Here is an 18,474-nt window from a genome sequence, read left to right as displayed (position 1 = left end):
CGTCAAGATGCTAATTCGAATTATTACAGGCTTGACGGCTGGCCGGACGCTGCCGCAAACTCCCTGCCAATTCGAATTGGCAGGTGCTCATGGCCAAGAGGCTCACCCAGCAGGACATCGCCCGGATGGCAGGCGTCAGCCAGGCCACGGTGTCGCTGGTGCTCAACAACCGGCAGGACGCGAGCGTCCGCATCGCGCCGGAGACGCGGGCGCGGGTGCTGGAGGTGATCCGCCGGACCGGGTACGTCGCGAACCCGATCGCGCGCCGGCTGCACGACCACCGCAACCGCATCCTCGGCGTGTTCACCTACGAGGCGGTGTTCCCGAGCACCCGCGCGGACTTCTACCAGCCGTTCCTCGAGGGCATCGAGGAGCAGGCCGAGGAGATCGGCTGTGACCTGCTGCTGTTCACCAGCGCCAAGGCGGCGGGCGGCAGGCGGCGGATCTTCAGCGACGACAGCAGGATCCGGCTGGCCGACGGGTGCGTGCTGCTCGGTCGTTCGCTCGACCGCGACGACCTCGCGCAACTGCTGACCGAGGGCATCCCATTCGTCTCGATCGGACGGCGGGACGACGCGGGCGGTCCCGTGCCGCACGTCGGCGCCGACTACCGCGCCGCGGTGCGAGATCTGGTGGACCGCGCGGTTGCCTTCGGCCACCGCAAGTTCGCTTACGTCGGCGCCGGCAAGGGCGCGGAGTCGTCGGCCGACCGGCTGCGCGGGTTCCGGGAAGCCGTTGCCGCACATGGCGTCGAGGGCACGCACGTGCCGTTCGCGAGCCTCGATCAGCTGGCGGGTTTCACGGCCGTGCTCGCCGAGGAGGTCTCCGACGGTGCCGCACTCGTTCTCGCCGCCCGCGACCGCGGCCTGTCGGTCCCCGGCGATCTGTCGGTGATGACGCTGGGAGCGGCGACCCGGCCCGCTCCCGAGGAGATCGGCCTGACCGGGTTCACCATCCCGCGGCGCGAAATGGGACGCCGGGCGGTGCAGGCGCTGACCGAGGTGCTGGAGAAGGCCGCCACGCCACAGGAACTGCTGCCCTGCGAGTTCGTCGCGGGCACGACGCTGGGTTAATCAGGCAAGGGTTGATCAGGAGGAATGCTTTGCTGGACAACGCGGACGTTGTGGTCGTCGGCGGCGGGCTCGGCGGGGTCGCCGCCGCGCTGGCCCTGCTGCGCGCCGGTCGCCGGGTCGTGCTGACCGAGGAGTTCGAGTGGCTCGGCGGTCAGCTGACCAGCCAGGCCGTGCCGCCCGACGAGCACAGCTGGGTCGAACGCTTCGGCGTCACCGCGAGCTACCGGGCGTTGCGCGACGGGATCCGCGACTACTACCGCCGCCACTATCCGCTGACCTCGCGGGCACGGGCGTGGCGCGAGCTGAACCCCGGCGCGGGCAACGTGAGCAGGCTCTGCCACGAGCCGCGAGTGGCCGTGGCGGTGATCGACGAGATGCTGGCGCCGTACCGGGGCAGCGGCAAACTCACCGTGCTGCAACCGTGCCGACCTGTCGGAGCGCGCACCGACGGCGACCGGATCGTCTCGGTCACCGTGGAGCACCGCGGTGCCGAGATCGAGCTGTCCGCGCCGTACGTCCTCGACGCGACCGAGACCGGCGAGCTGCTTCCGTTGTCCGGCACCGAGTACGTCACGGGCTTCGAGTCCACTCTGGACACCGGCGAGCCCAGCGCACCGGAAACCGCGCAACCGGCCAACATGCAGGCGATGTCGGTGTGCTTCGCGATCGACCACGTCGACGGCGACCACACCGTCGACAGGCCCGCGCGCTACGACTTCTGGCGGAACTACCAGCCCGAGTACTGGGGCGACCGCATGCTGTCGTTCCGCTCCCCCGACCCGCGCACGCTCGACACCGCCGAGCGCACCTTCACCCCGAACCCGGACGACGACCCGCTGACCGTGCTGTCCGACCAGCGGCTCAGCGCGGGCGACAGCAACCTGTGGACGTTCCGGCGCATTGCCGCGCGGCGCAACTTCGTCGACGGCGCCTACGACAGCGACATCTGCCTGGTGAACTGGCCGATGATCGACTACTTCGAGTCGCCGGTGATCGACGTCCCGGACGCGGACGTGCACATCGCCGCGGCACGGGAGCTCTCCCGGTCGGTGCTGTACTGGCTGCAGACCGAGGCCCCGCGTGCGGACGGCGGCACCGGCTTCCCCGGTCTGCGCCTGCGCGGCGACGTCACGGGCTCCGAAGACGGCCTGGCCCAGGCGCCGTACATCCGCGAGTCGCGGCGGATCAAGGCCGAGTACACGATCGTCGAGCAGGACCTCTCGCTCGCCGTCCGCGGCGACAAGGGCGCGGTGCAGCACGCCGACGCCGTGGGTGTCGGCATGTACCGCATCGACCTGCACCCCTCGACCGGCGGCGACAACTACCTCGACGTCGCGAGCTGCCCGTTCGAGATCCCGCTCGGCGCGCTCATCCCCCAGCGCGTCGAGAACCTCCTGCCCGCCGGCAAGAACATCGGCACCACCCACATCACCAACGGTTCCCACCGGCTGCACCCGGTCGAGTGGAACGTCGGCGAGGTCGCGGGCGCGCTCGCGGACTTCTGCCTGGCGCACCGAGTCACCCCTCACGAGGTGCGCAACACCCCCGGCCTGCTCGCGGACTTCCAGCACCGGCTGGACCGCGACGGGGTCGAGCTCCGCTGGCCGGACGTGTCCGGTTACTAGAAGGAGGACAACGATGTCGAGACTTCTGGCGTTGATCGTCACTGCGCTGCTGGCCCTCACCGCGTGCAGCGGATCAGCCGCGTCCGGACCGAAAACCCTGCGCATGACCGTGTGGACCGCCAACGATGCGCATCTCAAGCTGCTCAACGAGATCGCGGCCGAGTACAAGGCAGTGCACCCGGACGTCACCGAGATCAAGTTCGACTCGATCCCCGCGGACGGCTACACGACCACGCTCACCACCCAGATCGCCGGCGGCAACGCGCCGGACCTGGCCTGGATCCTGGAGGAGTCCGCACCGGACTTCGTCTCCTCCGGCGCGCTCGCCCCGATCAGGAGCAAGGTCGAGAAGGCGGACGAACTGGTGCCGTCGGCCACGAAGCTGTGGGAGAAGGACGGCGAGCTCTACGCGTACCCGTTCTCCACCTCGCCGTTCGGGCTCTTCGTCAACACCAGCCTGGTGAAGGACGTGCCGGCGAAGTGGACCTGGGAGCAGGCGATGGCCGCCGCGGCCGCGTCCGGCAAGGGCCTGGTGCTGCCGGACTTCAAATACCAGAACTGGGCGGTGCTCTCCGCGATCTGGCGTGGCTGGGACGCCAACGCGTGGAGCGAGGACGGCCGGTCGTGCGGGTTCGCGAGCGCTGAGATGAAGGACGCGATGTCGTTCCTCCACAAGGCGATCTTCACCGACAAGGCGATCCCGGGCCCCGGCACGACCGTGGACTTCTTCGCGGGCAACGCCGCGATGGCCGTCAGCCAGATCTCGCGGGCGGGTGCGTTGAAGGACGCCAAGTTCACCTGGACGCTCGTGCCGCTGCCGTCCGGCCCCAAGGGTGACTACGCGGTGATCGGGCAGGCCGGTGTCGGCGTGCTGAAGCGGTCCAAGAACGCCGAGGCCGCCGCGGACTTCCTCGGGTTCTTCACCAACGAGGCCAACTCCGCGAAGCTCGCGCAGTTCTTCCCGTCGGTGCGGTCGTCGCTGCTCAACGCCCAGACGCTGGCCAAGAGCAACCCGCTGATCAGGCCGGAGCAGCTGCAGTCGGTCGTGGTCGAGGGCATCAGCAAGGGCGTGGTGAAGCCCAGCCACCAGGGTCAGGAGGAGCTCAACCAGACCATCCGCGCGGCGCTGGACCCGTTGTGGAAGCCGGACGCGGACGTGAACGCCGTGCTCGACGACGTGTGCGCGAAGATCAAGCCGTTGCTGGAGCGCAAGTGACGTTCTGGACGTATCGCAGGCGCGACAACCTGGTCGGGTACCTGTTCGTCGCGCCCGCCCTGCTCGGCAGCCTCGCGTTCGTGCTGATCCCGCTGGTCCTGGTCGGCTGGTACAGCCTGAACGAGTGGAACGTGCTCGGCGGCACGTTCGAGTTCATCGGCGCCGAGAACTACCAGCAGCTCCTGAACGACGAGAAGCTGCGCTCGGCGTTGGTCGCCACCGCCTGGTTCGCCGTCGGCCTGGTGGTGCTGAACCTGTCGCTGGCTCTGTTGCTCGCGGTGCTGCTCAACCAGAAACTGCGCGGTACCACGCTGTTCCGCACGCTGTTCTTCTCCCCCGTGCTGGTGTCGCTGGTGGCGTGGACGCTGGTCTGGCAGCTCATGTTGCAGCCGGAGGGCAGCGTGAACGGCCTGCTCGGGTTCTTCGGCATCGACGGCCCGAACTGGTTGCGCGGCGAGTCCACCGCGATGATCTCGGTGATCGTCGTGCAGGTGATCAAGAACGTCGGCCTGAACATGGTGCTGTTCCTCGCGGCTCTGCAGGGCGTGCCGGCACCGCTGTACGAGGCGGCCAAGATCGACGGGGCCGGCGCGTGGACCCGGTTCCGCCGCATCACGATCCCGTTGATCAGCCCGACGATCCTGCTCACGTCGATCATCACGATCGTCGGCTCGCTGCAGGTGTTCGCGCAGATCGCGGTGCTCACCCAGGGCGGTCCGGGCACGTCCACGACCGTGTTGATCTACTACCTGTACCAGCAGGCTTTCCAGTTCCACCACTTCGGCTACGGCGCGACGATCTCGGTGCTGCTGTTCGTCATCGTCGCCGCGCTGACCCTCGTGCAGTGGCGGATGCGCCGGAAGTGGGTGCTGCATGAATCGTAAGGTCGCGCTCTACGGACTGCTGTGCCTGTTGTGCGTGCCGTTCGTGTTCCCGACGTGGTGGATGGTCACCTCGTCGATGAAGCCGATCAGCGAGATCTTCTCCGAGTCGCTGCTGCCGTCGGAGTGGACGTTCTCCACGTACGAGCAGGTGTTCCGCATGCAGCCGTTCGGGCAGCAGTACTGGAACAGCCTCTACATCGCGGTGATCGTCACGGTCGGCACGATGGCGGTCGCGGCGTTGGCCGGCTACGCGTTCGCACGCATCAGGTTCCCCGGCCAGAACGTGCTGTTCGTCGTGGTGCTGACCGGCCTGCTCATCCCGAGCGAAGTGACGATCGTGCCGTTGTTCCAGCTCTTCCAGTCTCTCGGGCTCACGAACACGCACTGGCCGTTGATCATCGTGCCGGTCTTCGGGGCGCCGTGCGTGCTGGCGATCTTCATCATGCGCCAGTTCTTCATCGCCCTGCCCGCCGAGCTGGAGGAGGCCGCGCGGATGGACGGTCTGGGGCGCGCGGGGATCTTCTGGCAGGTGGCGCTGCCGTTGGCGCGGCCCGCTCTGGGCGCGGTCGCGATCTTCACGTTCCTGCACTCGTGGAACCTCTACCTGGAACCGATCGTGTACCTGTCCACACCGGACATGTTCACGCTGCCGCAGGCGCTCACCCAGTTCGTCGACATCTACGGCGGTCCTATGTGGAACGTGCAGCTGGCCGCGGCGACCATGACCGCGGTGCCGATCCTGGTGGTGTTCGTGCTGGCCCAACGGCAGTTCATCGAGGGCCTCGCGCACACGGGTGTGAAGGGGTGATCGACGGGATGGGGTGGCAGACCCCGAACCGCGGTGGCCCGCCGCCCCATCCCGGCTCGAGCGTCGTTCGACCGGCGCGCGGGACGCTCGTGCCATGGGCCGTGATCGCAAGCCAGCACCAGGATCTGACAAGTCCGCCGCCGACAGCCACGACGTGATCGAGGTGCGCGGGGCGCGGGAGAACAACCTGCGAAACGTCTCGCTGGACATCCCCAAGCGCCGCCTCACCGTGTTCACCGGTGTGTCCGGTTCCGGGAAGTCGTCACTCGTGTTCGGCACCATCGCCGCCGAGTCGCAGCGGCTCATCAACGAGACCTACACCGCGTTCCTGCAGGCCATGATGCCGAACCTGGGCCGGCCGGACGTCGACGAGCTGCGCAACCTCAGCGCCGCCATCATCGTCGACCAGGAACGGATGGGCGCGAACTCGCGGTCCACCGTCGGCACCGCGACCGACGCGCACACCATGCTGCGCATCGTGTTCAGCCGCCTCGGCAAGCCGCACATCGGCACGTCCGTCGCGTTCAGCTTCAACTCCACCGAGGGCATGTGCCCGGAGTGTGAAGGCATCGGCAGCGCCCGCGGCCTGGACATGAACGAGATGTACGACGTGGAGAAGTCGCTCAACGAGGGCGCCATCACGATCCCGAACTTCCACCCGCGGTCGCAGTACTGGCAGACCTACAACATGTCGGAGTTCTTCGACATGGACAAGAAGCTCAAGAACTTCACCAAGAAGGAGTGGGAGCTCTTCCTGCACGCCCCGGCGGAGATGCTCAAACGGGACAAGTTCAACTTCAAGTACGAGGGTCTGCTGGTCAAGTTCAACCGGATCTACGCGGGCAAGGAACGCGACACCGTGCAGCCGCACGTGCGGGCGTGGATGGACCGCGCGATGACGTTCACGACGTGCAACGCCTGCAACGGCACCAGGCTGAACCAGGCCGCGCTCGGCTGCAAGATCAAGGGCAAGAACATCGCCGAGCTGTCCGCGATGCAGATCAGCGACCTGGCCGAGTTCCTGCGCAAGGTGACCAACGCCGAGGTCGCGCCGCTGCTGTCGAACCTGCTGGGCACGCTCGACTCGCTCGTGGAGATCGGCCTGGGCTACCTCAGCCTGGACCGCGAGTCCGGCACGTTGTCCGGCGGTGAGGCGCAGCGGGTGAAGATGGTGCGGCACCTGGGTTCCGCGCTCTCCGACGTCACCTACGTGTTCGACGAGCCGACCACCGGGCTGCACCCGCACGACGTCGAGCGGATGAACAACCTGCTGCTCATGTTGCGGGACAAGGGGAACACCGTGCTCGTCGTCGAGCACAAGCCCGAGGCCATCGCGATCGCCGACCACGTCGTCGACCTCGGCCCCGGCGCGGGCGTCAACGGCGGTGAGCTCTGCTACACCGGTGACCTCGCCGGGCTGCGCAGGTCCGGCACGCTCACCGGCGACCACCTCGACCACAAGGTCGGCCTGCGCGACCAGGTGCGCACGCCGAAGGGCAAGATCAGCGTCAAGGGCGCCAAGCTGCACAACCTCAAGAACGTCAGCGTGGACGTGCCGCTCGGGGTGCTCACCGTCGTCACGGGCGTCGCGGGGTCCGGCAAGTCGTCGCTGATCCACGGCTCGCTCGGGTCGCGGGCCGACGTGGTCAAGGTCGACCAGTCCCCCATCCGCGGTTCCAAGCGCTCGAACCCCGCCACCTACACCGGGATGCTGGACTCGATCCGCAAGGCGTTCGCCAAGGCCAACAACGTCAAGGACTCGCTGTTCAGCGCGAACTCCGACGGCGCGTGCCCGAACTGCAAGGGCATCGGCCTGATCTACACCGATCTCGCCATGATGGCCGGTGTCGCGACGGTCTGCGAGGAGTGCGACGGCAAGCGGTACACGCCGAAGGTGCTGGGGTACAAGCTGCAGGGCAAGAACATCGCCGAAGTGCTGGCGATGCCCATCGCCGAAGCCGCCGAGTTCTTCTCCGACGGCCCCACCAAGGCGATTCTGGGCCGGCTCGTCGACGTCGGCCTCGGCTACCTCGGCCTCGGGCAGCCGCTCAACACGCTCTCCGGCGGTGAGCGCCAGCGGCTCAAGCTCGCGATCAACATGACCGACAAGGGCTCGGTCTACGTGCTGGACGAACCGACCACGGGCCTGCACCTCGCGGACGTCGACCAGCTGCTCGGACTGCTGGACCGCCTGGTGGACAACGGGAACACCGTCGTCGTCATCGAGCACCACCAGGCCGTGATGGCGCACGCCGACTGGATCATCGACATGGGTCCCGGTGCCGGGCACGACGGCGGCAAGGTGGTGTTCACCGGCACGCCGCACGACCTGATCGCGTCGGGCGACACGCTGACCGCCCGGCACCTGCGGACCTACGTCAAGGACTGACTTCCGGGACTGATCACTTGTAGCGCGGATGGGTGGTGTGCCATTCGAAGCCACCACCCATCCAGGCTTTCGTTCCTTTCAGGAACCGGTGCAGCTCCACCGAGGGCACGGCCAGCAACGCCTTGTGGCCTGCCTCGAAGTCGCGCACCACCTGGTTGTGCAGCTCGACGGTCCGCGCGGTCGCCTCGGCGATCGAGCAGCCGCGGTCCGCCGCGATCTGCAGCACCATGTTGCACACCGGTTTCTCGTCGGCGGCGTCCTTCTCCACCGACACCAGGTCGTTCACGATCACCGACGCCGTGCCCGCCGCGGTCAGCAGCTGCCGCACGCGCGGGTCGTAGTACAACGGCGCCGGCAACTCGTATCCGCCGACGGCGTCGATGAGCGTCATCGACGTGTAGAAGGTGTCGTGCTGGCGAGTGGCGAGGTACTGCCACGCGGGCGGGTAGTTGCCGGTGTGCCGCCAGGCCGCGTAGGCGCTCCACGACACGAACATCGCGAACGTCGAGTAGCAGACCCGTTGCACCACCGTCGCCGTGCTGCGGGACGTCAGGTGCGCGATGCCGGACCGAAGCCCCACGAGCACCGGATCGGCCGCGAGGGTCTCCTCCAGTTCTTCGGTGAACTCGGCCGCGGGCGCGACCGGGTCCATCGCGGCCATCGCCAGCGCCAGCCGCGGCGGGAGCTCGGCCGGGACGGCGCCCATCTCGGTGCTGTCGGCGTACAGATCGTCGGCCGCCCACCACGCCGCGTTCAGCTTCGCCGCGATCAGCAGCTGGTCGACGTCGTCGGTGTCGACGTGGGTCAGCACCGCGAGGCGGCCGAACATGCCGCCCAGGAACCGTTCCGGCTCCTCGAACCCGCAGTCTCCCGCCCACGCGATCAGGCGCTCGTCGACGGCGGCGGCCAGCAGGGCGTCCTCGCGCTCGACCACGGGGACGTACATCGGTGGCGCCGTGCCGTCGCCCCACGGTCGTTCCGCGTAGCCCGGTTCCACCGGCAGAGGGGCGGCCTCGGGCCGCCCGAGCCGGGCAGCTGAAGTGCCCAGCCCGGACGGCCCGGTGAGGAGATCTTTCATCAGATCCGGTCCGCGACGATCAGCAGGTAGTGGAAGCTGCCCTCCTTGTAGGCGGTGAGGAACGGGTCCTCGACCCCGGTCGCCACCGACGACTTGGCGCGCAGCTCCCAGTACGGAATGGTCTCCGGCGTCAGGTCGACGACGCTGATCGGCACGAAACCGTTGTCCGCCAACGCCTTGAAGTACTCGCTGCGCGGGTGGATGTTGCAGATGTAGTGCTGGTCGATCTGGCTGACCGCGCGGGAGCGGCCGCCCGTCAGGTCGTTGTAGCAACCGGTGATGCAGACGTACCGGCCGCCGGGCGCGATGAGCCGCGCGAACTCGCCGTAGAGCTGCTGGAGGTCCACGTACATCGTGGTCTCGTTGGTCCAGATGCCGTCGAACGAGCCGGTCTCGAACCCGGTGTCGAGCATGTTCTTGAAGTGGAACCGGACCTTGTCGGCGACATCGCGTTCGACGGCCTGGTCGTTGGCGAACGCCACCTGCTGTTCGGAGATGCTGACACCGTCGATCCTGGCGCCGAAGCGGGCGTTGGCCATGAAGCTCGTGCCACCGCGACCGGAGCCGCCGTCCATCAGGTGGGCGCCGGGGCGAAGGTCGCCGAACGCGTCGAGCAGCACCTCGGCCTGCGCGGTCTCGAGCCGGTGCATCTCGGCGATGATCGCCTGGTCGCGGACCTCGGCGGGAGCCTCCAGCACGGCCGGGTCGTACGCGCCGAGCCCGTAGTGGTGGTGGTAGAGGCCGTCGACCTCGCCGAGCTTGATGTTGACCGGGTCCTTCTCCTTGTTCCAGTAGTCAGCCACGGAACGCTGGTAGTCGGTGCGCAGGACCGGCTTCACAGTGGGGCTCGCCATGACCAGTGGTGCTCCTGTTCGTTGGAACGCTCGCTGCCGAACAGCAATCGACCTTTGCAGCCTTCGGAGCAGGCGGCGATCCGCCGTTCAGGGTTGGTTCGGCCACGAATGGGTGTGTGGAACCGCGTCTCACAGTGGTCATTCCAGGCCGAATGGAAAGCAGTTCAGTCATTGAAAACCATTTCAACATTACCTATTTCAAGAACGTGAATGTTTGACACAAATGCAACCATCGACTACAAAGAAAAAGCCCCGCCCTGCCCGAAGAGGTTGTCGATGACGCGAACCTCCACATCCCTGCTCGCCTTGCTCTTACTCGGTTCACTCGCCGTTCCGGTGTCCACGGCGACGGCCGCACCTGCACTGACAGGCCTAGATGTCTCGTCAGGCAACCGACGTTCCCCTGTTTCCGGCCTCTACGACTGGTCGAAAGCGGGGTATCGGGGAACTGGTGTGCTGCCCGGAAACAATGATGTGAACCCGAACGAGAGTTGTCAGATCACCGCAACGGAACTGGCCTCCCAGTTCAACGTCCGCCCGAATGACGCGGCCGACGACACCGCCGGTCTGCAGGCGGCCATCGACTCGATCCGGACGCAGTGTTCACCCGGCGCGAGCTATTCGAAGCTCAGCCTCATCACCCTGCCCGCCGGTGAGCTGAAGGTGTCGAAGGAGGTCCACGTCGACGCCGACCACCTGATCATCAGGGGTGCCGGCGCGACCGCCACGAAGGTCGTCTACACGCCCGATGCGAACACCCGCTACGACGCGCTCACGCCGGACGGTTCCGACTGGGACGAGGACGGCATGACGTTCGGGCAGGGCAAGGGTGGCTGGCTGTGGCCGGGCCGCGGCCTGTTCCGGGTCCAGTCGCGCGGCGTGCACACCGCCTACGCCAGTGACTACGCCTCAGCGCCGGAGAACCGCAAGGACATCTTCGAGGGCACGATCAACGTGCACTGGAAGGCGGGCGCGAAGGTCAGCGCCGCCGCCAAGGCCGGTGACCGCGCCATCAAGGTCGCGTCCGTCACGAACATCAAGGCGGGCATGCTCGTCAACGTCCGGGCGGCCAACTCGGTCAAGTTCTACGAGCAGCAGTTCGCGACGGGCACGCCGTACCCGTTGCTGAACATGCACATGCGGCAGCAGATCTTCACGGTCGCCTCGGTCTCCGGCACGACGGTGACGCTCGACAAGCCGCTGGAGTTCGACGTCCCGGTCAACTCCACCTCGGACGGTTCACCGGCCATAGCCGGGGCGACCTACGACTCCAAGGTGTCGCCGCTGGTGGACCCGGTCCTCGGCGTCGGGTTCGAGAACTTCGGCTTCACGCAGGCGATGCCGGACCTCGACCCCGCCGAGGCCGTCAACAACTACGGCAACATGGCTCCCGCGGACGAGATGCACGGCATCGTCTTCAAGTGGGCGGCGAACTCGTGGGTCAAGGGCATCCGCGCGGAGATGATCGGGTCGCACCCGATCGTCACCGAGGAGGCCAAGAACCTGCAGATCGTCGACAACCACCTCGACGGTTCGTGGAACAAGGGCAAGGGCGGCAACGGTTACTTCCGCGGTTCGCGGGTGTGGGACTCGCTCTACGCCGGCAACACCTCGCGCAACCTGCGGCACTTCACCTTCCAGTGGTCCGCCTCGGGCAACGTCGTGGTGGGCAACGACTTCGACTCCGACCTGAACCTGCACGGCGGCTGGGAGCGCAACAACCTGTTCGAGCTCAACACCGTTCGCGTCTCCTACGCACACCGCTCCGGCAACTGCCGCGCGAACTGCGGCGAGGAGGGCGGTGGCGGTCCGGACGACTCGAACTGGTTCCCGATCTGGTGGGGCGCCGGCCAGAAGGCGGTGAAGTGGTCGGGGGCTTCCGGGCCGCGCAACGTCTTCTTCAACAACGAGATGACCAAGCAACTGTCCACCGGTGGCGCGTACGAGCCGTTCTACAACGACCGGCAGCGCGTCTACCAGTTCGGCTGGAACGGCAGCGCCTACAAACACCTCGACATCAACGGCACCGCGATCACCGACTGGGCGAAGAACGAGCAGCGCGACTACACCGGCGGCCACGGCGTGGACGTGTCCAGAACGGACTCCGCGAAGTCGTTGTTCCTCAAGAACGTGCCAGGATCGGAGCCTCCGCCCGCCGAGGGCACCGTGACGACCGCGGAACAGTTGAAAGCCGCGCTGACCAACGCGAAACCCGGCGAGACCATCACTCTCGCGCCCGGCACCTACCGCGGCTCGTTCGTGACGACGAAAGCGGGCACAGCGAGCGCGCCGATCACGCTCACCGGTCCGTCGACCGCGGTGCTGATCAACGACGGCCCGTCCGGTGACGCGCCGTCCTGCCCGGTGCCGACGGCGGGCTGGGACTCGGGCTACGGCCTGTGGCTGTTCAACGCGCCGTACTGGAACCTCAAGGGTTTCAGCGTCACGGAGTCCAAGAAGGGCATCATCCTCGACAACTCCCACCACGTCACGATCGACGGCGTGCGCGTGAACAAGACCGACGAGGAGGGCGTGCACTTCCGGCGGTCGTCCGCGGACGGCGTCATCAAGAACTCCACGATCACGGACGCGGGCCTGGTGCAGAAGGGCTACGGCGAGGGCGTTTACATCGGCTCGGCGAACTCCAACTGGGCCTGCCACGGCAACTCCGGCGGCGTCGACCGCTCCGACCGCGTCCAGGTGCTGGGCAACCGGATCGGCCCCGGCATCGCCGCGGAACCGATCGACGTCAAGGAGGGCACGCACCACGGCGTGATCTCCGGCAACACCTTCGACGGACGCGGCATCTCCGGCCAGAACTCCGCCGACTCGTGGATCGACGTCAAGGGCATCGGCTACCGCATCGAGGACAACACCGGCACCTTCACCACGCCGGGCACGTTCCTGAACGGCTACGAGACGCACAACCCGAGCACCACGCCGTCGTTCCTCAACGGCTGCGGCAACGTGTGGCGCGGCAACAGGTCCGATCTCGGCGGCGTCGGCGAGTACGCCATCAAGATCACGTCGACCTCGAAGTGCGCGGCCAGGCCGAACGTCGTGCACTCCTCCAACACGGTCACCCGTGCCACGATGGGCCTGACGAACATCCCGGTCACGCCGTAGTTTTGAGCGCCCGCACCTCGTCCCGCAGCGCGCGAACCTCCTGCAGCAGCAGGTCGTCGTGCGTCGCGGCCCGAGGTGCGGGCACGTGCTGCACGTCCGACTCCATCGCACTGCACACGACGGCGATGAACAGGTTGAGCATCGTGAAGGTGCCGACCATCAGGTAGCAGAGGAAGAAGATCCAAGCGAGCGGCTGGTGCACCATCAGGTCGCGCATCACGTCCGACCAGCCGTCGCCGGTGGTGATCTGGAACAGCGTCAGCAACGTGGAGCCGAGGTCGCCGAACCGCGGGTCGCCGGAGTCGCCGAACAGGTTGCTCGCGATCACACCACCGATGTAGAGCAGCAACATCAGCAGGCCGGTCAGCGAGATCAGGCCGGGAACCGACTTCACCAGCGCCGTCACCACCCGGCGCATGCTCGGCACCATCGCCACGAGCCGCAGCGCCCGCAGGATCCGCAACGACCGCAGCACCGACAGCGGACCGGCCGCCGGCAGCAGCGCCACCGCGACGATGACGAAGTCGAAGACGTTCCACGGGTCGCGGAAGAACCGCCAGCCGAACGCGTACAGCCGGGCCGCGAGCTCACCGACGAAGACGGCGAGCGCCAGGTGGTCGACCATGCTGAGCAGGTCACCGTAGTTCGCGACGAGGGACGGTGAGGTCTCGGCTCCCAGCGTGATCGCGTTGACGACGATCACGCAGATGATCATCCACTGGAACCGCGTGCTCTCGACGACCTCACCGATGCGGGCGCGCAACGTCATGCCTGACTACTCCTTGCCGGGGGGACAAGGGCTCTATCGGCCGACCGGACCCCGAGCTGATCACCCGGTCGTGTTGATCAGCTCCAACCGGCTGGCGGTGCGGGCGAGGTCGAGCGCGCTCCCGCCGACGATCTCGGCCAGCGGGTGATCACTCACCAGGGTCAGCCTGACGTCCTTGTCCACCAGCACATCCACCACGTTCGCGAACCGCTGCTGGGTCTCACGATCACACGTCTCCAGCCGCGGCACGTGCGTGATCACCCAGTCGTCGTAGGTCTCGGCGAGCGCCAGGTAGTCCCGCGTCGAGGTCGGCTTCTCACACAGGTCGCCGAAGTGGAACCAGACCTGTCTGCCCGTGGTGTCCGGAGGAGGGGCCTCGGTGAGGAGCTCGCCGGTCTCGAACCGCGACCTCGGCAGGCCGTGCAGGTACCGGTAGTCGGCGCCGCCCTTGAGCTCCACGACGTCCATGAGCTCCTTGACCAGTGCGATGCCCGGCAGGAAGTGCTCGTGGTACAGCGGGTTCGGCAGCAACCCGTCCGGCGGGTAGTTGGACGTCGCGACGACCATCACCTTCTGCTTCTCGAGCGCTTCCAGCAGCCTGGTCATCAGCATCGCGTCGCCGATGTCGTGCAGGTGGAACTCGTCGAACGCGAGCACGTGAGCTCGACCGATCAGCTCGTCGACGGCCTTCCTGACCGCGCCGGGTTCGTGCAGCCGTTCGGAGATCCTGGCGTGCAGCTCCTGGAAGAAGGAGTGGAAGTGCACTCGCCGTTTGCGCTTCACGGGCAGGGCGTTGAAAAACGCGTCAGCGAGGAAGCTCTTCCCCCGCCCCACCGGTCCGTGCAGGTAGACACCCCGGCGCCTCTTCCCGAGTTCCTCCAGCCTCGCGATGACTTCCAGTTGTGCGTCGTCGAGCTCGTACCCGCTGCTCGACACATGTGCGCGAAGATCCACTGTTACCCCCGCGCCAGCCTACGATCCACCCCGTGAGCAATGTCGAGGCCGAACCCGCAGAAGTGACGTGCACCTCCACCCCCGGCACCGTCGAGGTCCTCGAACCGCGCGACGTGCCACTGGGCGGCCCGCGCGCCATGTCGGTGCGCCGCACGTTGCCCCAGAAGCAACGCTCACTGATCGGCGCCTGGTGCTTCTGCGACCACTACGGCCCCGACGACGTCAGCATGGACGTGGCCCCGCATCCCCACACCGGCCTGCAAACCGTCAGCTGGCTCTTCACCGGCGAGATCGAACACCGCGACAGCCACGGCGTGCACGCCTTCGTCCGCCCCGGCGAACTCAACCTGATGACCGGCGGCCGCGGCATCTGCCACTCCGAGGTGTCCACGACAACGTCCTCGGTGCTCCACGGCGTGCAACTCTGGCTGGCCCTGCCCGACGCCCACCGCGACGCCCCGCGCGACTTCCAGCACTACGCCCCGCCGACGGTGGTTCTCGACGGCTCGTCGGTCCGCGTCTTCCTCGGCTCCCTGGCCGGCTCGACCTCTCCGGTGACCACGTTCACCCCACTGCTCGGCGCCGAGATCACGCTGCCGGCAGGGGCGACCCTGACGCTCGACGTGGCCCCTTCCTTCGAGCACGGAGTCCTCCTCGACACCGGCGACGTGACCCTGGGCGAGACCGCCCTCGGTCCCGGCGCACTCGGCTACGTGGGCACCGGCCGTTCCACGCTGACGCTCTCAACCCGTGACGGCGCACGCGTTGTACTGCTCGGCGGCGAGCCGTTCGGCGAGGAGATCGTCATGTGGTGGAACTTCGTCGGACGCACTCACGACGACATCGCCGCCTACCGAGACGAGTGGCAGGCCGAGACCGACAGGTTCGGCCGCGTCGAGGGCTACGCCGGCGCCCGCCTGCCCGCGCCACCGCTGCCCGGTGGCCGTCTGCGTCCGCGCGGCAACCCCGCCTAACAGCTCCAACACGCCGCCCTGGATGCGGCCGATCATGAGCAAGCGCCACCGCGCCGAGCCGTCAGCCCAGCCGACCGCCAGCACCCACTCCCCGGCTGATGCCCGCTTTCAAGACCGCCGCCACCGCAATCACTTTCCGTGCGGAATTGACTACGGAAAGCCCCTCGACCTCTACGCCGAATGAAGGTCGAGGGGCTCGGTTCGCCCGCCTTTCAGGCCGTCACCAGGCCGTCACACGTCCGAAGAGGTCCGGACACGACCGGATCCAACGAGAACCAACCAGCAGGTCAGCACGGGTGCCGGAACCTGTCTCAGCTGGTCAAGATCCTCACATGTCAAAAGTCATACTTCGGGACCATTGAAAATCACGTTCTGATCGCTTTTCCTGAGCGAGGCATCCACGAGGGGTGCCACACGTCTAAGGGGGCATGACGAACGTGACACGAGTGGGCGCCGAGTCCGTCTTCGCCTTCATCGCCCCCTCCGGGCGCCCCATGCCGGTCGAGGTCGAGCTCGGGTACCGCGCCGACGACCCGCACGCCGTGACCATGACGTTCCGGATGGGACGCCAGGAGACGGTGTGGCTGGTCAGCCGCGACCTGCTCGCCGACGGTCTGCTCACGACCAGCGGCGCCGGCGACGTGCGGTTGCGTCCGCACAACTCCACGACGGCGGTGCTCGAGCTGCAGTCCGACATCTCGCGCGCGGTGTTCCACGTGCAGTCGACGGAGCTGCAGGAGTTCCTGAACTCGACCTACGACGTAGTCGCCCCCGGTTGCGAGAACGACTACGTCGACTTCGACGCCGAACTGCGCAAGCTGCTCGACTAGACGGTTGATCACCACCGCCGAATCCTGCGACACAAGATCCAGATTCTGCTAGACAGGGCTGGTGGATCGACGCCAACTCAGCGCTCTCGCGCACGCAGACCATCCGATCTCGGCTCCGCTGAGCGACAGCACAGTGGAGCACCTCCTCCACCGGGCCATCCGCGGGCAGGACGATCACCTGCTCGATCTGGGCTGCGGCGATGGCACCTGGTTGTTGCGCGCGCTGCAGGCGCACGGCGGCGTAACGGCTGTCGGAGTCGACATCTCGGGTGAAGGCTTCGACCACGTCCTCAGCGAGGCCGCCCGGCTCGGTCTGGAAGATCGGCTCGAACTGCGCCGCCAGGACGTCGCCGAGTACCGGTCGACCAGGAAAGCGGACTTGGTGCTCAGCGTGGGAGCCGCCTACGCGTTCGGCGGGCTGCTCCAGACGTTGGACGCCGCTCGAGAGCATCTCGCCGAAGACGGGATGTTCCTGCTCGGCGACTGCTTCTGGGAGCGCGAGCCCGACGCCGACGTCCGAGCGGAAATGGAGAACGGTCCGCAGAAGTTCGCGGATCTCCCGACCACCGTGGCCCAAGTCGTCGCCGACGGATGGACACCGATCTACGGACACATCAGCACCATGGCGGAGTGGGACGAGTACCAATGGTGCTGGACCGGCACCCTCGCCCAGTGGGCTCTCGACAATCCCGAACACCCCGCCAGCGGCCTCGCCCATCAGATGTCAGCGGCCCACCGCACCAGCTGGCTGGGCGGCTACCGCGGATTTCTCGGGTTCGTCGTTCTCCTGCTGCGGCGCACACCTCCCCCGGCGTCGACCGAGGTGTCCTGAAGGAAACCCTTGACTCCTCGACCAGACGGGTGATTCCAAGGGTCAGTGATGTGGAGTTGCTCGTCTAGCTGACGCCGTTGCGGATCGCACGCGCGTAGGCCGCCGCGGTCCCCTGTGCCGAGCACTTCTTCATGTCGTCGTACAGCCACATGAAGCCGCCGGTGATTCCAGCGCTGGAACGCCACGACCGCATCTTGCTCTCGACGGTCGCGGGCGAGTCACCCGCCGAGCAGCCCGAACCGTGCTTGCTCCACAGGCCCGGATCCACGGTCATGCCGAGCGTGCGGCTCCAGGCGGCGGGGTTGTTGCCGGCGCCGCCCGCGTAGCCCTGCAGGTACACGCGGTCGACCAGCGCGCCGAGGTTGTTCTTGAGGCTCGCCCAGAACGACTGGTTGGTGTACGGCGCGAACGTGAACCTCGCATAGCCCAGCCCGGCCGCCATGCGCGCGAACGCCGCCGTCGGGCCCACCTGGTAGAACGACTCGTCGTCGTTGTTGATCGCGTCCGCTCCCGTCGCCGTCTTCAACGCCTGGAAGTTGCGGTACAGGACGCTCGAAGAACCGGTGCCCTGCGCGCTGATCAGCTTGGCGATGTTCTCCCAGTCCGGCACCGCCCAGGCGCCGATGCTCACCTCGATCCGGTTGACCGACGTCGGTGCTTGTTTCAACGTGCGCAGCCGCGCGGGCCAGCCGGCGTCGCCGACGTACCGGCCGTTCGAGACGATCAGGACGTCGTTGTAGTACAGGTCGCCGTTGGGGTGGACGTGGATGCTCCAGAGGATCACGGTGGTGAACCCGGAGGAGCGCAGGGTGTTCATCACGGCTTGGCCGTCCGCGTAGAACGGGCCACCGCCGTAGATCGCCGACCGCGGCGAACTCTGTGCCGCGGCGGGTGTCGGGTCGAGCGCTGCCACGCCGGTCAACGCCAGCACGGCTGCGAGAAGAGCGGGGATCCAGGGCCGCCTCATCAACGCATGTCCCTTCGTCGGGCGGCGGCCTCTCCCCCACCATAGCGAGCCGATCAAGCGCACGGTTTTCACCCGAACGAGCCCGAACGCGCCTA

General features: G+C 67.3%; 16 protein-coding genes. 11 read left to right on the top strand and 5 right to left on the bottom strand.

Going from position 1 to position 18,474, the window contains the following annotated elements:
• The first annotated feature begins 89 nt into the window (after window positions 1-89).
• The 6 genes from G7043_RS31605 to G7043_RS31580 all read left to right on the top strand — a co-directional run bounded on the left by G7043_RS31605 (window position 90) and on the right by G7043_RS31580 (window position 7,995).
• A complete protein-coding gene (locus G7043_RS31605) occupies window positions 90-1,073 on the top strand; it encodes a LacI family DNA-binding transcriptional regulator (protein WP_166051927.1) in 984 nt (327 codons plus the stop codon).
• 29 nt (window positions 1,074-1,102) lie between these two features.
• Window positions 1,103-2,698 carry an FAD-dependent oxidoreductase gene (locus G7043_RS31600; RefSeq protein ID WP_166051925.1) on the top strand — a complete coding sequence of 532 codons (1,596 nt, stop codon included), beginning with the start codon at window positions 1,103-1,105 and terminating at the stop codon, window positions 2,696-2,698.
• A gap of 13 nt (window positions 2,699-2,711) precedes the next feature.
• A complete protein-coding gene (locus G7043_RS31595; RefSeq protein ID WP_166051923.1) occupies window positions 2,712-3,914 on the top strand; it encodes an ABC transporter substrate-binding protein in 1,203 nt (400 codons plus the stop codon).
• Window positions 3,911-4,798, top strand: coding sequence for a carbohydrate ABC transporter permease (locus G7043_RS31590; RefSeq protein ID WP_313888173.1), 888 nt, complete (start codon window positions 3,911-3,913; stop codon window positions 4,796-4,798). Before G7043_RS31595 ends, G7043_RS31590 begins: the two co-directional genes overlap by 4 nt.
• A complete protein-coding gene (locus tag G7043_RS31585; protein WP_166051919.1) occupies window positions 4,788-5,606 on the top strand; it encodes a carbohydrate ABC transporter permease in 819 nt (272 codons plus the stop codon). The genes G7043_RS31590 and G7043_RS31585 overlap by 11 nt, the downstream gene beginning before the upstream one ends.
• A 94-nt stretch (window positions 5,607-5,700) precedes the next feature.
• Window positions 5,701-7,995 carry an ATP-binding cassette domain-containing protein gene (locus G7043_RS31580; protein ID WP_166051917.1) on the top strand — a complete coding sequence of 765 codons (2,295 nt, stop codon included), beginning with the start codon at window positions 5,701-5,703 and terminating at the stop codon, window positions 7,993-7,995.
• A gap of 13 nt (window positions 7,996-8,008) precedes the next feature.
• On the opposite strand, the gene G7043_RS31575 is transcribed toward G7043_RS31580, so the two are convergent.
• Entirely contained in the window at window positions 8,009-9,073 is a 1,065-nt protein-coding gene (locus G7043_RS31575; RefSeq protein ID WP_166051915.1) for a family 2 encapsulin nanocompartment cargo protein terpene cyclase, read from the bottom strand.
• Window positions 9,073-9,927: a geranyl diphosphate 2-C-methyltransferase gene (locus G7043_RS31570; protein WP_166051913.1), complete on the bottom strand. Its 855-nt coding sequence runs from the start codon at window positions 9,925-9,927 to the stop codon at window positions 9,073-9,075. Before G7043_RS31570 ends, G7043_RS31575 begins: the two co-directional genes overlap by 1 nt.
• A gap of 8 nt (window positions 9,928-9,935) precedes the next feature.
• On the opposite strand from G7043_RS31570, the gene G7043_RS31565 reads away from it, so the two are divergent.
• Both G7043_RS31565 and G7043_RS50050 read left to right on the top strand, forming a co-directional pair.
• Window positions 9,936-10,145, top strand: coding sequence for a hypothetical protein (locus tag G7043_RS31565; RefSeq protein ID WP_166051911.1), 210 nt, complete (start codon window positions 9,936-9,938; stop codon window positions 10,143-10,145).
• 256 nt (window positions 10,146-10,401) lie between these two features.
• Window positions 10,402-13,053 (top strand): right-handed parallel beta-helix repeat-containing protein, encoded by a 2,652-nt coding sequence (locus G7043_RS50050; RefSeq protein WP_313888172.1) that lies wholly within the window; start codon window positions 10,402-10,404, stop codon window positions 13,051-13,053.
• Here the strand turns inward: G7043_RS50050 and G7043_RS31555 are convergent.
• Both G7043_RS31555 and zapE read right to left on the bottom strand, forming a co-directional pair.
• On the bottom strand, window positions 13,043-13,822 hold the full coding sequence (locus G7043_RS31555) for an ion transporter (protein WP_166051909.1): 780 nt from the start codon (window positions 13,820-13,822) through the stop codon (window positions 13,043-13,045). The two genes, G7043_RS50050 and G7043_RS31555, sit on opposite strands and share 11 nt — an antisense overlap.
• Window positions 13,823-13,882: 60 nt before the next feature.
• The gene (gene zapE / locus G7043_RS31550) at window positions 13,883-14,776 is read right to left on the bottom strand and encodes a cell division protein ZapE (protein WP_166051907.1); all 894 of its coding nucleotides are present in this window, start codon (window positions 14,774-14,776) and stop codon (window positions 13,883-13,885) included.
• 32 nt (window positions 14,777-14,808) lie between these two features.
• On the opposite strand from zapE, the gene G7043_RS31545 reads away from it, so the two are divergent.
• From G7043_RS31545 to G7043_RS31535, 3 genes are all read left to right on the top strand, one after another.
• Window positions 14,809-15,750 (top strand): pirin family protein, encoded by a 942-nt coding sequence (locus G7043_RS31545; protein WP_166051905.1) that lies wholly within the window; start codon window positions 14,809-14,811, stop codon window positions 15,748-15,750.
• A gap of 428 nt (window positions 15,751-16,178) precedes the next feature.
• Window positions 16,179-16,580, top strand: a complete 402-nt coding sequence (locus G7043_RS31540) for an SsgA family sporulation/cell division regulator (RefSeq protein ID WP_166051903.1) — start codon at window positions 16,179-16,181, stop codon at window positions 16,578-16,580.
• 61 nt (window positions 16,581-16,641) lie between these two features.
• Window positions 16,642-17,412 (top strand): SAM-dependent methyltransferase, encoded by a 771-nt coding sequence (locus G7043_RS31535; protein WP_166051901.1) that lies wholly within the window; start codon window positions 16,642-16,644, stop codon window positions 17,410-17,412.
• Window positions 17,413-17,476: 64 nt separating this feature from the next.
• On the opposite strand, the gene G7043_RS31530 is transcribed toward G7043_RS31535, so the two are convergent.
• Window positions 17,477-18,379: a lysyl endopeptidase gene (locus G7043_RS31530; RefSeq protein ID WP_166051899.1), complete on the bottom strand. Its 903-nt coding sequence runs from the start codon at window positions 18,377-18,379 to the stop codon at window positions 17,477-17,479.
• Between the last annotated feature and the right edge of the window lie 95 nt (window positions 18,380-18,474).

The organism is Lentzea alba, assembly GCF_011067745.1.
In the GTDB taxonomy this organism is placed as follows: domain Bacteria; phylum Actinomycetota; class Actinomycetes; order Mycobacteriales; family Pseudonocardiaceae; genus Lentzea; species Lentzea alba.
The sequence above is the reverse complement of the archived record's forward strand: the minus strand, read 5'-3'. Positions and strand labels throughout refer to the sequence as shown.

Excerpts from the sequence above, each read along its gene's own strand:
- G7043_RS31605 (WP_166051927.1), top strand. The coding sequence starts at position 90 with ATGGCCAAGAGGCTCACCCAGCAGGACATCGCCCGGATGGCAGGCGTC.
- G7043_RS31570 (WP_166051913.1), bottom strand. The coding sequence starts at position 9,927 with ATGGCGAGCCCCACTGTGAAGCCGGTCCTGCGCACCGACTACCAGCGT.
- G7043_RS31595 (WP_166051923.1), top strand. The coding sequence starts at position 2,712 with ATGTCGAGACTTCTGGCGTTGATCGTCACTGCGCTGCTGGCCCTCACC.
- G7043_RS31580 (WP_166051917.1), top strand. The coding sequence starts at position 5,701 with ATGGGCCGTGATCGCAAGCCAGCACCAGGATCTGACAAGTCCGCCGCC.
- G7043_RS31530 (WP_166051899.1), bottom strand. The coding sequence starts at position 18,379 with ATGAGGCGGCCCTGGATCCCCGCTCTTCTCGCAGCCGTGCTGGCGTTG.
- G7043_RS31555 (WP_166051909.1), bottom strand. The coding sequence starts at position 13,822 with ATGACGTTGCGCGCCCGCATCGGTGAGGTCGTCGAGAGCACGCGGTTC.
- G7043_RS31540 (WP_166051903.1), top strand. The coding sequence starts at position 16,179 with ATGACGAACGTGACACGAGTGGGCGCCGAGTCCGTCTTCGCCTTCATC.
- G7043_RS31585 (WP_166051919.1), top strand. The coding sequence starts at position 4,788 with ATGAATCGTAAGGTCGCGCTCTACGGACTGCTGTGCCTGTTGTGCGTG.
- G7043_RS31575 (WP_166051915.1), bottom strand. The coding sequence starts at position 9,073 with ATGAAAGATCTCCTCACCGGGCCGTCCGGGCTGGGCACTTCAGCTGCC.